This window comes from Corynebacterium sp. HMSC059E07 (assembly GCF_001814395.1).
GTDB classification, from domain to species: domain Bacteria; phylum Actinomycetota; class Actinomycetes; order Mycobacteriales; family Mycobacteriaceae; genus Corynebacterium; species Corynebacterium hesseae.
Genome location: NZ_KV816287.1, coordinates 20,399 through 33,612, shown reverse-complemented (window position 1 = coordinate 33,612; position 13,214 = coordinate 20,399). Strand labels below are relative to the sequence as shown.

At 62.2% G+C, this 13,214-nt stretch carries 10 protein-coding genes; 3 read left to right on the top strand and 7 right to left on the bottom strand.

Features of this window, described 5'->3' with window-relative positions; genetic code table 11:
- The first annotated feature begins 12 nt into the window (after nucleotides 1-12).
- Nucleotides 13-3,444 (top strand): pyruvate carboxylase, encoded by a 3,432-nt coding sequence (locus HMPREF2967_RS03965; protein WP_070597160.1) that lies wholly within the window; start codon nucleotides 13-15, stop codon nucleotides 3,442-3,444.
- 501 nt (nucleotides 3,445-3,945) lie between these two features.
- Here the strand turns inward: HMPREF2967_RS03965 and HMPREF2967_RS03960 are convergent.
- From HMPREF2967_RS03960 to HMPREF2967_RS03950, 3 genes are all read right to left on the bottom strand, one after another.
- Nucleotides 3,946-4,503 (bottom strand): GNAT family N-acetyltransferase, encoded by a 558-nt coding sequence (locus HMPREF2967_RS03960; protein ID WP_070531085.1) that lies wholly within the window; start codon nucleotides 4,501-4,503, stop codon nucleotides 3,946-3,948.
- 252 nt (nucleotides 4,504-4,755) lie between these two features.
- Nucleotides 4,756-6,528 carry an ATP-binding protein gene (locus HMPREF2967_RS03955; protein ID WP_070597161.1) on the bottom strand — a complete coding sequence of 591 codons (1,773 nt, stop codon included), beginning with the start codon at nucleotides 6,526-6,528 and terminating at the stop codon, nucleotides 4,756-4,758.
- Nucleotides 6,529-6,669: 141 nt separating this feature from the next.
- Nucleotides 6,670-7,530, bottom strand: coding sequence for a sulfurtransferase (locus HMPREF2967_RS03950; protein ID WP_070564911.1), 861 nt, complete (start codon nucleotides 7,528-7,530; stop codon nucleotides 6,670-6,672).
- Nucleotides 7,531-7,819: 289 nt separating this feature from the next.
- On the opposite strand from HMPREF2967_RS03950, the gene HMPREF2967_RS03945 reads away from it, so the two are divergent.
- Both HMPREF2967_RS03945 and HMPREF2967_RS03940 read left to right on the top strand, forming a co-directional pair.
- The gene (locus tag HMPREF2967_RS03945) at nucleotides 7,820-8,878 is read left to right on the top strand and encodes a Cj0069 family protein (RefSeq protein WP_070564907.1); all 1,059 of its coding nucleotides are present in this window, start codon (nucleotides 7,820-7,822) and stop codon (nucleotides 8,876-8,878) included.
- Nucleotides 8,879-9,075: 197 nt separating this feature from the next.
- The gene (locus HMPREF2967_RS03940) at nucleotides 9,076-10,242 is read left to right on the top strand and encodes a DUF4282 domain-containing protein (protein WP_070564904.1); all 1,167 of its coding nucleotides are present in this window, start codon (nucleotides 9,076-9,078) and stop codon (nucleotides 10,240-10,242) included.
- 302 nt (nucleotides 10,243-10,544) lie between these two features.
- Here HMPREF2967_RS03940 and HMPREF2967_RS03935 read toward each other — a convergent pair whose 3' ends face one another.
- The 4 genes from HMPREF2967_RS03935 to HMPREF2967_RS03920 all read right to left on the bottom strand — a co-directional run bounded on the left by HMPREF2967_RS03935 (nucleotide 10,545) and on the right by HMPREF2967_RS03920 (nucleotide 13,198).
- Entirely contained in the window at nucleotides 10,545-10,961 is a 417-nt protein-coding gene (locus HMPREF2967_RS03935; protein WP_012714873.1) for a DUF3151 domain-containing protein, read from the bottom strand.
- 99 nt (nucleotides 10,962-11,060) lie between these two features.
- Nucleotides 11,061-11,657 (bottom strand): Maf family protein, encoded by a 597-nt coding sequence (locus tag HMPREF2967_RS03930; protein ID WP_070564901.1) that lies wholly within the window; start codon nucleotides 11,655-11,657, stop codon nucleotides 11,061-11,063.
- A gap of 4 nt (nucleotides 11,658-11,661) precedes the next feature.
- The gene (locus HMPREF2967_RS03925; protein WP_070528100.1) at nucleotides 11,662-11,856 is read right to left on the bottom strand and encodes an acyl-CoA carboxylase subunit epsilon; all 195 of its coding nucleotides are present in this window, start codon (nucleotides 11,854-11,856) and stop codon (nucleotides 11,662-11,664) included.
- A 10-nt stretch (nucleotides 11,857-11,866) separates the two neighbouring features.
- Nucleotides 11,867-13,198, bottom strand: a complete 1,332-nt coding sequence (locus tag HMPREF2967_RS03920) for a carboxyl transferase domain-containing protein (RefSeq protein ID WP_070685105.1) — start codon at nucleotides 13,196-13,198, stop codon at nucleotides 11,867-11,869.
- Nucleotides 13,199-13,214 lie beyond the last annotated feature (16 nt).

The window sequence follows — 13,214 nt, the reverse complement described above, 5'->3', positions numbered from 1 at the left end:
GGATCACTCCCAGTGTCTGATACCGCCCACAAGTCCTTCTCTAAGATCTTGGTGGCCAACCGCGGTGAGATTGCCGTGCGCGCCTTCCGCGCTGCCTTTGAGGTCGGCTCCAAGACCGTTGCAATTTATCCAAAGGAAGACCGCAACTCCTTCCATCGCGCCTTTGCCAATGAGGCAGTGCGCATCGGTACCGAGGGCCAGCCGGTCAAGGCATACCTCGACATCGATGAGGTCATTCGCGCCGCCAAGAAGTCCGGCGCGGATGCCATTTACCCTGGTTACGGCTTCCTATCGGAGCGTGCCGATTTGGCGCGTGCCTGCCGTGACAACGGTATTAAGTTCATCGGTCCCACCCCGGAGACCTTGGACCTGACCGGTGACAAGGCCGCCGCGGTTGCCGCTGCCCAGGAGGCGGGGCTGCCGACTCTGAAGGACTCGAAGCCCTCGACGGACGTCGACAAGCTGGCGGAATACGCCAAGGACTTTAACTTCCCCGTCTTCGTGAAGGCAGTGGCCGGCGGTGGCGGCCGCGGTATGCGCTTCATCGAGAACGAGGCGGAGCTGAAGACCAAGTGTGCTGAGGCCTCCCGCGAGGCTGAGGCAGCCTTCGGCGATGGCAACGTTTACCTCGAGACCGCGGTGATTCGTCCGCAGCACATCGAGGTGCAGATTCTGGCTGACTCCCACGGCAACGTCTTGCACCTGTTTGAGCGTGACTGCTCCGTGCAGCGCCGTCACCAGAAGGTCGTCGAGATCGCCCCGGCACCCACGCTGGACCCAGAGCTGCGTGACCGCATCTGTGCGGACGCCGTGAAGTTCTGCAAGCACATCAACTACGAAGGCGCCGGCACCGTCGAGTTCCTCGTCGATGAGAAGGGCAACCACGTCTTCATCGAGATGAACCCCCGCGTGCAGGTCGAGCACACCGTGACCGAGGAGGTCACGGGCGTGGACATCGTGAAGTCCCAGATGCAGATTGCGGCGGGCTTCTCCCTCGAGGAGTTGGGCCTGAAGCAGGAGGACATCCACATCACCGGCGCGGCGCTCCAGTGCCGCATCACCACCGAGGATCCCTCCAATGGCTTCCGCCCGGATACCGGCACGCTGACCCAGTACCGCTCGCCGGGCGGCGCAGGCGTGCGTCTCGACGGCGCAACGGCCGTCGGCGCTGAGGTCTCCCCGAACTTCGACTCCCTGCTGGTGAAGATGACCTGCCGTGGAGTCAACTTTGAGCAGGCCGTGGCACGTGCACAGCGCGCGCTCAACGAGTTCACCGTGGCCGGCGTGGCCACCAACATCGGCTTCCTGCGCGCCCTGCTGCGCGAGCCGGACTTCGTCAACACCCGCGTGGACACCAGCTTCATTCCGGAGCACCCGGACCTGCTCAAGGCTCCGCCGGCCGTGGATGAGTCTGGCCGTATCATCGACTACATCGCTGATGTGACCGTCAACAAGCCGAACGGCGAGCGCCCGACCACCCTGCGCCCCTTCGACAAGCTGCCGGACCTGGACTTTAACTCTGAGCTGCCCCGCGGTTCCCGCGATGAACTGTTGGAGCTGGGCCCGAAGAAGTGGGCGGAGAAGATCCGCAAGCAGGACGCTCTGGCCGTCACTGATACCACCTTCCGTGACGCCCACCAGTCCCTGCTGGCCACCCGCGTGCGCGGTACCGCGTTGGTCACCGCCGCTGAAGCCGTCGCCCGCATGACCCCGGAGCTGTACTCGGTGGAGGCATGGGGCGGTGCGACCTACGACGTCGCCATGCGCTTCCTCAAGGAAGACCCGTGGGTGCGCCTGGATCTGCTGCGTGAGGCCATGCCGAACCAGAACATCCAGATGCTGCTGCGCGGCCGCAACACCGTGGGCTACTCGCCGTACTCCAACGATGTGTGCACCGGTTTCGTGCAGGAGGCCGCCAAGTCTGGTGTGGACGTCTTCCGCATCTTCGATGCGCTGAACGACGTCACCCAGATGCGCCCGGCAATCGACGCCGTCCTGGAGACCAACACCACCGTGGCCGAGGTCGCTATGGCCTACTCGGGCGACATGTGCTCCCCGGATGAGAAGCTCTACACGCTGGACTACTACCTCAAGCTGGCCGAGGAGATCGTGAACACCGGCGCTCACGTCCTGGCCATCAAGGACATGGCGGGCCTGTTGCGTCCGGAGTCCGCATCGAAGCTGGTTATGGCTCTGCGCAAGGAGTTCGACCTGCCGGTTCACGTGCACACGCACGACACCGCTGGCGGTCAGTTGGCCACCTACTACGCGGCAGCGCTTTCTGGTGCCGACATCGTCGACGGTGCTTCCGCGCCGCTGGCGGGCACTACCTCCCAGCCTTCGCTGTCCGCCATCATCGCGGCATTCTCGAACTCCTCTCGTGATACCGGCATCTCCCTCAAGGCCGTCTCCGACCTTGAGCCGTACTGGGAGGCCGTCCGCCAGCTCTACCAGCCCTTCGAGAAGGGTATTCCTGGACCGACCGGCCGCGTCTACCGCCACGAGATTCCAGGTGGCCAGCTGTCCAACCTTCGCGCGCAGGCTACCGCTCTGGGCTTGGAGGATCGCTTCGAGATCATCGAGGACACCTACGCTGCGGTGAATGAGATGCTCGGCCGCCCGACCAAGGTGACCCCGTCCTCCAAGGTGGTCGGTGACCTCGCCCTGCACCTTGTGGGCGCTGGCGTAGACCCGGTTGACTTTGAGGCCGACCCGACCAAGTACGACATCCCGGATTCCGTCATCGCCTTCCTGCGCGGTGAGCTCGGTACGCCTCCGGGTGGTTGGCCGCCGCTGCGCGATAAGGTCCTGGAGGGCCGCGCGCCTGGCGACGTCACCGTCAAGCCCGTGCCGGAGGATGAGAAGAAGCACCTGGCTTCGGATGATTCCACCGAGCGCCGCGCTTCCCTCAACCGCCTGCTCTTCCCGAAGCAGTTCGAGGAGTTCAACGAGTTCCGCCGCACCTACGGCAACACCGAGGCGCTGACGGACACGGTCTTCTTCTACGGTCTGGAAGAAGGTAAGGACTACATTGTTCACCACTTCCCGGAGGGCTCCAACGACCGCGCGGATCTTAAGCCCATCACCGTGCGTCTTGACGCGATGGGTGAGCCGGACGAGAAGGGCATCCGCAACGTCGTGCTCAACGTCAACGGCCAGATCCGCCCGCTCAAGGTGCGCGACAACAACGTCGAGTCCACCGTCGCCACCGTGGAGAAGGCCGATCCGTCCAACGAGGGCCACGTGGCCGCACCGTTCGCCGGCGTGGTGAACCCGACCGCCAAGCCTGGCGACGAGGTCAAGGCCGGCGACCAGATCGCCGTCATCGAGGCCATGAAGATGGAAGCCTCTATTTCCGCCACCAAGGATGGCACCATCGAGCGCGTCGCCATTGGCGCCGCCACCAAGGTGGAGGGCGGCGACCTCATCGCCGTTATCAACTAAAAGTCGACTTAGGTCATGGATGGGTGAGCAGCGTCATTCTTGGCGCTGCTCACCGGTGGTTTTCAGCGGTGGGGTGGGATTTTTCCGCACTGCATTGGCCTAAGTCAGGAGGGCGTGCCTCGTAAAAGGCATCTGGCAGAAGGCATCTTTGGGTCCAAGAACGCCATCTGCAATGAGTAAAAGGCGTTTTTAGCCGTGAAAACGCCTTTTGGCAGATGCCTTTTACCAGACGCCTTTTGGCAGATGTCTCCAGCATGTCGATGGAGGCATGCAGATGCTGTGCGTTGCGAGGGGTGCGAAGAAGGTAATCCGTTTCGCGAAGATACGTGCAGCGTTCTACGGAAACGGTCGTTGTCACCCGACTTGGGTCATGGGTGGGTGAGCAACGTCGCTCTTGGCGCTGTCGTCGGCGCGCCGCCGAAGGCGTCGAGTATAGTCGACACTTTTACAAGAAACCGAGGAAGTGTCGAGTATAGTCGACACCTTTTGTCGGTTTGCGTACTAGAAGCGCTTGAGCATCACGTGAGCATCCGGGCGGCCGGGCACGTCGATGTCGACGAAGCCTTCGGATTCATACAGCTTGCGGGCGCCAGTGTTCTCCGGCTCAATCCACAGCGATACGGCGGGAGCCTGCTGCGCCTCGGCGAGGTCGCAGGCGTTGCGCAGGAGGCGTCGCCCAGCGCCTAGGCCCCTGTAGCGAGACTCCACAGCAATGAAGAGCTCGGGGATTTCCTCCGGATCTAGGTCGGTGGCCCACTGAGACTCATCAAAAGGATCGGCCTCGGGGTTGCCGGTGTAGGCGGCACCCTTCGCTTCAGTGGTGTAGTAGCGCAGCCACGCACCACCGACGGGGACGCGATGGCTGGAGACTGCGATGACGCCGCCGTCGACATGGGGCGACCATTCGTCGATGTACAGCCCCACGTCAGGCGTGTGGAAATCCCCGATATGGGCGTCCTCGTCACCGAGGACATCGGCGAGGAAAAGGAGACGGGAGAGGTAGGTACGGTCGTGCTCCTTGGCCAACCGTACACCGAACTCAGAATCGTTAACGCTCATGCCTTTCGAGGCTACTTGATCTCTGAATCTAGCTACTCACTGAGTGGTTCGAGTGGAGTTGGTGGCGCTATCCTGATGCGCCACTGTTGCATCCCCTCAGAGCGACAAGTCAGCACCCCGGTAAGTTGTACTCAGCGAGTCAGTGACCCGGAGCAGAGCTCCACCGGGGTATCACGTACAAAGAGTATGTAACGTTGCTGACTGAAGCAAGGTTATTGCAGTGCTCCCTGGCCGTAAGGAAGCATCGGCAAATTACTTGATCTCCAGAATCGGCTCGCCCTTGTTGATCTGCGTGCCGGTGGACACCTTGAGGTCGGTCACGGTGCCGGACTTGTGGGCCTTGACGGGGTTCTCCATTTTCATGGCTTCAAGGACGACGACGACCTCGCCCTCTTCGACTTCCTGGCCTTCTTCGACGGCGACCTTGATGGCGCTGCCCTGCATCGGTGCGGTCACGGCGTCACCGGACACGTTGGCTGCTGCGCCTTTACCGCGGCGCTTCTTCGACTTCTTGCGCTTGTTGCCGCCACCCAAGAGCAAGTTGCCCGGCAGGGCAACCTCGATGCGGCGGCCGCCAACCTCGACGACGAACTTCTGGGGTGCTTCCTGGTCCTCATCCTCAGGTGCTTCGGCGGTGTCGGTGTATTCGGGCAGCTCGTTGACCCACTCTTCCTCGATCCACTTGGTGTAGACCGTGAAGTTGCCGTCCTCGGCGGTGAAGGCAGGATCGGTGAGGATTGCCTGGTGGAAGGGGATAACCGTGGGCAGGCCTTCGATGCGGTACTCGGACAGCGCGCGGCGTGCGCGCGCGATGGCGGTCTCGCGGTCCGGGCCCCAGACGATGAGCTTGGCCAGCATGGAATCGAACTGTCCGCCGATGACGGAACCTTCGCGCACGCCGGAATCCATACGCACGCCCGGGCCGGAAGGCTCGGAGTAGGAGACGATGGTTCCAGGAGCCGGCATGAAGCCCGCAGCGGCGTCCTCGCCGTTGATGCGGAACTCGAAGGCGTGGCCGTGCGGGGTCGGGTCCTCGGCGATGGAAAGCTCGCGGCCCTCGGCGATGCGGAACTGCTCGCGAACGAGGTCGTAGCCGGTGGTTTCTTCGGTAACGGGGTGCTCCACCTGGAGGCGCGTGTTGACCTCGAGGAAGGAGATGAGTCCATCCGCACCTACGAGGTACTCCACCGTACCAGCGCCGTAGTATCCGGCCTCGCGGCAGATGCGCTTGGCGGATTCATGGATGGAGGCGCGCTGCTCATCGGTGAGGAAGGGGGCAGGGGCCTCTTCGACGAGCTTCTGGAAGCGGCGCTGTAGGGAGCAGTCGCGGGTGCCCATGACGACGACGTTGCCGTGCTGGTCAGCCAGGACCTGCGCCTCGACGTGGCGGGCCTTATCCAGGTAGCGCTCAACGAAGCACTCGCCGCGGCCGAAGGCTGCGGTGGCCTCGCGGGTGGCGGACTCGTAGAGGTCCTTGATCTCCTCGCGGGTGTGAGCGACCTTCATGCCGCGGCCACCGCCGCCGAAGGCAGCCTTGATGGCAACGGGCAGGCCGTGCTCGTCGGCGAAGGCCTCGACCTCTTCGGCGCTGGCGACGGGATCCTTGGTACCCGGTGCCATGGGCGCGTCGGCACGCTCGGCAATGTGGCGGGCGGTGACCTTGTCACCCAAGTCCGCAATCGATTGCGGCGAGGGGCCGATCCAGATCAGGCCGGCGTCGATGACGGCCTGGGCAAAGTCGGCGTTCTCGGAGAGGAAGCCATAGCCGGGGTGGATAGCGTCGGCGCCGGATTTGGAGGCGGCGTCGAGAATCTTGTTGATATCGAGGTAAGACTCAGCGGAGTTTTGGCCGCCGAGTGCGAAGGCTTCGTCGGCAAGCGTGACGAATGGGGCGTCAGCATCGGGCTCGGCATAAACCGCTACGGATGCGATGCCGGCATCGCGAGCCGCACGGATGACGCGGACCGCAATCTCACCGCGGTTGGCCACGAGGACCTTGGTGATGTTCTTGGTTTCAACTGCCACGGCAGGAACCCTCCTCCAATTTTTCTGATAGGACTGCGTACTATTCTTGCACACCAAAACATGAGGATACCGTCACGTCTTGGTTTCGTGTCAAAAAATAAACCCGCACCAGCGAGGATGCGGGCTTATTTCGGCGTGTTGCTAGCGCTCAACGGGCATGCGAACCATGTTGCCCCACTCTGCCCACGAGCCATCGTAGACGCGCGGGGTGTCGAAGCCGAGCAGGTACTTCAGCACAAACCAGGTGTGCGCGGCCTGAGCGCCGACATGCGAGTAAAGGACGGTTTCCGTTGCGGGCTCTAGCTCACCATAGTTGACCTTGAGCTCGCTGAGTGTACGGAAGCAGCCGTTGGGGTAGACCGCGCGATCCCATTCCAAGTTGATGGCCCCGGGAATATGGCCGTGCGTCAAGGTGGTGCCGTAGGCAGACTCGCCGGTTCCGTTCTTGAAGGCGGCTTCGCCGCAGAACTCGTCTGGGCTGCGGGTGTCGACAACGGTGGCGGTGGATCCGCGCAGCTCATCGACGAAGATGCGAGAGGATTCTTCGCGGGAAACCTCCGGATAAGAGGAAACGGATGGTTCGGGAACCATGAAGGAAGTATCGCGTTCTTCGGACATCCAGGCGTCCCTGCCGCCGTCGAGAAGCCGCACGTCTTCGTGGCCGTACAGTTCAAAGATCCACAGGGCGAACGCGGCCCACCAGTTGGACTTGTCTCCGTACAGGATGACGGTGTCATCGCGCTCGACGCCCTTCGAGCGAAGGAGGGCGGTGAAGTCTTCGGCGCTGATGATGTCCCTCGTTGTGCTATCGAGCAGTTCCGTCTGGACGTTGATACGGATAGCGGTGGGGATGTGGCCGATATCGTAGAGGAGTGAATCCTCATCGACCTCGATCACGTGGAGGCCGTTAATGCCCAGTCGCGCGGATAGCCACGGTGCGGACACGAGACGCTCGGGGTGCGCGTATTCCTGGAAAGGGGGATTCGGGTCGAATTCGGCCACGGTCCACCTGCCTTTCTCGTTAAGGGGGAACGTTCGCTTCAACTCTAGCGTGCTTGGCCGAAAAGTGGTCACGGGGGAGAGCCTTTTGTGGTGTTGGATACATTTCTTGGGCGGGTTGTGCCGCTTCGCACTTACTGGTTATAACAAGTATGCAGGTCAGGGGCTGAAAAGTGCGCTAAGCTCGCTTTTTAACCTTCTGTTGGGCCGATTTTGTAGGGGAGCGCGCGGGCCAAACCTGGGTTATTTTAAGTAGTGACACTCATCAACCCCCTAGCGAAAGGGAATTACTGTGCACAAGGCAATCGTCGTCTTCGAGGTTGAGGGCGGATCAGACAAGCAGATCAACGGACACCGTAAGGACACCATGCCAATCGTCGACTGCATCAAGGATGCAGGCTGGCATGCAGAGGTCGTGTTCTACCGCCCTGAGTGGTCCGAGAAGCTCTTCGAGTATGTATCCGAGAATTTTGATGCCTACATCTCCCGCGTGAACCCGGGCAACATCCCGGGCGGTGAAAAGGGCTACTTTGACCTGCTCTCCAAGCTGTCCGACGCTGGTTTGGTCGGCATGTCCACCCCGTACGAGATGATGGCCTACGGCGCTAAGGATGCCCTGGTCAAGCTCAACGACACCGACCTGGTCCCGTCCGATACCGCCGCCTACTACGACGTCGAGTCCTTCCACAACACCTTCCCGACCTCCCTGTCCTACGGCGAGCGCGTGCTTAAGCAGAACCGTGGCTCCACCGGCTCCGGCATCTGGCGCGTGCGCCTTGCCGACGAGAAGCTGGCCGAGTCCGTCGAGCCGGGCACGGCTCTGTCGCTCGACACCAAGATCAAGTGCACCGAGGCTGTGGACAACCACTCCGAGGAGCGCGAGCTGGGCGAGTTCATGGACTTCTGCGATCAGTACATCGTGGGTGACAACGGCATGCTCGTGGACATGCGCTTCATGCCGCGCATCGTTGAGGGTGAGATTCGTATTCTTCTCGTGGGCCCGGACCCGGTCTTCGTGGTGCACAAGAAGCCGGCCGAGGGCGGCGATGCCTTCTCCGCCACCCTGTTCTCCGGCGCCAAGTACACCTACCAAAAGCCGGAGGAGTGGCAGGAGCTCGTCGATATGTTCGCTGACGTTCGCCCGGTCATCGCAGAGAAGCTCGGCGGTGACAACATCCCGCTGATCTGGACCGCGGACTTCATGCTGGCTGACGGCGAAAACGGCGAAGATACTTACGTCCTTGGTGAGATCAACTGCTCCTGCGTGGGCTTCACCTCTGAGCTGGACATGGGCATTCAGGAGAAGGTGGCTGCTGAGGCCATCAAGCGCGTGGAGGCCAAGCACGCTTAAGCGATTTATTTCGCACTAATCCTGTTGAGTTTCCCCTGCCGTGGCGGGGGAAACTGTCGTTTTCTGGGGTGCATTTGCCTAACTCGCGCTGCCGGTGAGCAAGATCTCAGGTACGTTCGGTGGGGTAAAAAATTTATGACAGTATCGTGCTGTAGCGCACTGCGAAAATCAATGATTCTCCGAAAGGTCTAAAAACTATGACGAACCCCAACCAGTTTGGTGAGAACGGCGACAAGAACGATAACAACGCTGGCGACTACAACGCTCACGGTTCCCACGGCGACAACGCTGGGAACAACAGCTTCGGTAGCTTTGGCGGCTACGGTAGCTCTCAGTCCGGCAGCGATAATTCTGCTTCTGGGTGGAACAGCCAGGGACAGAACTCCAACTTCGGCTGGGGCGGCCAGGCCGGCTACGGCGATTACTCCGAGAGCTCCGCTGAGACCTCCTCGTTCGGAAGTGCGTCTTCCCAGAATTCGCAGCCGGAGTCTGAAGGTGAGGCCAAGGACAGCACTTTTGGCTCCAGCTTTGCTGCGTCTGAGTCCGCCTCTGGTTCTGCCAACACGGAGTCATCTGACAACAAGTCTGAAAGCCATGACACCCGCGCTAACCATGACTCTTTTGGCGCCTCCTACGCTTCCTACAACTCCGATAGCAGTGCTGGCGCCGAGCACTCCGCTGAGGCGACGAACTCGAATCAGGGCTACGGCAACCACGGTTACGGCAACAGCGGCTTTGGCAGCGAAGGCTTTGGCGGCAGTGCGCAGGCAGAATCCAACCAGAGCCAGGGTTTTGGGCAGCAGTCTGGTGATGGCTTCGGCGCCCAGGCTTCTCACTCCAACTCCACGTCCGGTTTTGGTAGCTACCAGCAGCAGAACCAGGGCTTTGGTGGACAGGAGCAGCAAGGGTTCGGCTCCCAAAGCCAGCAGGGCTTTGGTACGCAGGAACAGCAGGGCTTCGGTCAGCAGAACTCGCCCTTTGCTGCCTCTCCACAGAACAATCAGTACCCGCAGCAGGCCGCACAGAACGGTGGTTCTTCTAAGAGCACGGGCTTCTTCAAGGCGCTGTTTGACTTCTCCTTCAGCAGCTTTGTCACCCTGAAGTTCTCCTCCTTCATCTACATTCTGCTCGTCATTTTGGCAGGACTCTCCTGGGCAGGATTGATCCTCTTCTCTTTCGTGGCTTTTGCTGACAGCTTTGTCAGCGGAATCTTGGCGTTCCTGGGCGCTGTCATTTTTGGCGGAATCGCGTTCTTTTTCTATGTCATCCAGTTCCGCTTGATCTTGGAGTTCTTCGTGGCAAACATCCGCACCGCGCAGAACACCGGTGATCTTGTTGCTAAGGCAGACGGCGACAAGGCTTAATCGCATACCAATCCCTGCGCTGCTTTAGGGCAGACAGACTAATCCCGCCGGCCTCATTATTTGAGGTCCGCGGGATTTTTGTATTTAAAGCCCTATGCCCGTCGGAGAGGCCCGTTAGCCGCCACGGATGGTTCCAGTCATATGGTTCGGGTCAGAAGGTTCGTGTGCCCCTAAACAAACCATCTGTGGGCACCTAGATGGTTCACCTGCCCCCAGCTAAACCTTTTGAGTAGAACCAGTTGACTAGAACCATGTGGCGGACCGGGGTAGGCGGGATAGCGCGCAACGGCGCTACTGGCTGCTTAGTCCAGCAGCGTGGCGACGGACTCGGGGTCGGCGTCGGAAAGCATTTGACGGATGCGGTCATACTCCGCGTCCTCACCGATGGCCTTTGCAGCATGGCCCAGTGCGGCAATCGCGCGCAGCACGCCTTGGTTAGGCTCATGGGAGAAGGGGACAGGGCCCCAGCCCTTCCATCCATTGCCGCGCAGGCGGTCGAGGCTGCGGTGGTAGCCGGTACGCGCATAAGCGTAGGCGGTGATGAAAGCGGTGGGTTCAGCGCCCTTGTGCTTGTCTAGTTCCTGCTCCGCCAGCAGTGCCCACAGCAGCGGGGAATCCGGGTGGGCGACAATTCCTGCGGTGAGATCGGAGGTGCTGTCAGCACCCGGATCGGCCGGCAGCTTGATGGGCGGGGGAGCGAGCATATCTTTCATTTCCATGCCGTCCCACTCTAGCCATGTGGCAGCGAGGGGGCGAACCTAGAAAGGTTCGCCCGCAGCTGGATGGATTCACCCGCAACTAGAAGGGCTCGCCCCGAATTAGGGCTGGGCCCAGAAGTCGGAAACGTTGAGTCCAAAGGAATACAGAGCGCGGCGCAGCACCGGCAGCGAAAGGCCGATGACGGAGGAAGGATCGCCCTCAATGCGGTCGATGAACCAACCGCCGAGGGCCTCCAGGGTAAAGGCGCCGGCGCATTCCAGCGGCTCGCCGGTGCGAGCATAGGCCTCGATATCGGCGGCAGTAGCTTCCGCAAAGTGCACCGTCGTGCGCGAGGCCTCCACGAAGCGCTCCTCGCCGCGCAGCACGCAGTGGCCGGTGATGAGCTCCGCGGCGCGGCCGGCCTGCGCGTGCCAGCGCTCCACGGTGGCCTCGGGGGTGTGGGGTTTGCCTTGGAGGGAGCCGTCGAGAAGCAGCATGGAATCCCCGCCCACCACGACGTCCTCGGGATAGTCCGGGGCAATGGCCTCTGCCTTGGCCGTGGCGAGTGCGCAGACGATCTCGGCGGGCTCAGCACCCGCCAGGCGCTCCTCGATGGCCCGCTCATCCACGTGGGCCGGGGCAATGACGGGTTCCACGCCCGCACCCCGCAGGATGGACAGGCGGGACGGGGACTGAGAAGCCAGAACCAGGCGCATGTGCTTAGTAGTAGCGGACGTTGCGGAAGGCGGACGGGTTAAACACGTCGCCCGGCTGGCCCCACAGGTCGCGCTCGGAGCGGGTATCGGCGGCCTTGGCACGCGCCTCGGAGTCGAGCTGGCTGAGCACCGTGGTCAGGGCCGCCACCTCAGCGTCGGTGGGGTTGCCGTTGAGAACGGTAAACAGGGAAGCGGTCATGGGGAAACCTCTACAAAACGATATTGCCGTGTTTCTTCGGCAGGGTCGGAATAATCTTGCGATCCAGCAGGCGCAGTCCCTCAATGAGGAAACCGCGCGTGGCTGCCGGGGTAATAACGGAATCGACGAGACCACGCTCAGCGGCTTGGTACGGGGTGAGGTAGGCTGCGGCCTCGTCCTCACTCAGCTCCAGCTCAGCGGCCAGTTCAGGGGCATCGGCCACGGCGATCTCGGCCGTCGGCCACGCATAGGACAGGTCCGCACCGAGCTCCTTGGAGCCGAAAGCGATGTAGCCGGTGCCGTGCGCGCGGCGCACAATGACGCTGATCTTGCCCACGCTTGCCGCAGCATAAGCATGCACGAGCTTGGCCAGTGCTGCCTTCTCCACATCCAGTGCCGGGGAGTCGACGAACTCGACGATGGGGGTGTTGAAGGCATCGCACAGGCGAATGAAACGCGCGGCCTTGGCGGCGGCTGCGGCCTCGAGAGAGTCGCGGTTGGCGATGATGCCCACCGTGCGTCCCTCCACGCGGCCGAAGCCGGTGAAGACCCCGCGCACCCGGGCGCCGAGCTCGAAAACATCCTCACAGGTAGCGGTGACCACGTCGGCGAGATCCACGGCGCCGTCATCGCCCACGAGGGTATCGAGCGCGTGGTCGGCCTCGCTGATGTTGTCTTCCACCGAACCCGCAACGATGGTGGCCTCGGTGCGGGGCGCGGCGGCACGGTTATTGGAGGGCAGATAGGAGAGCACGCGCTTGGCGACGCTCACCTCGTGCTCCCCGTCCGCCTGCACGTCGCCGTCGGGGGCGATGACGACATCGGACAGAGCGGCCACGAGCGAGGCCTCCTTGGACTCCGCGTAAACCGCCGTGATCTGCGGGATGAGGCCGGAGGCGGTGGTGGCGCGGGCGAGGATGCGGGCCTGCATGGCGGAGGAGACGATGCCCTCCTGGGCGCGGGGCTTATCGCTGGCAACGAGCGCGACGATGGGCACGCCGGTCTTAATGGCCAGGTCATAGAGCTTGGTGACCTTTTCGCCATAGACCTCGCCCATGGTGCCGTCGAACAGCGAGGCGTCCTGCGCATAGGCGCAGACCTTGCGGCCATCGACGGTGCCGAAGCCGGTGACGACACCATCGGTGTAGGGGCGGATGTGCTCGCGGCCGAACTCGGTGGAGCGGTGGCGAGCAAGGGCGTCGGTCTCCACGAAGGAGCCGGCGTCAAAGAGCGCCTCGATGGCGCTGCGGGCTGCCGGGACTTCTCCCTGCGGCGCCCGGGACTCGGTGAGCTTGGCGCTCAGGTCCTCGATCTTGCCAGCGGTCGTCTTCAAGTCAGTCATGGAACACTAGTGTAAT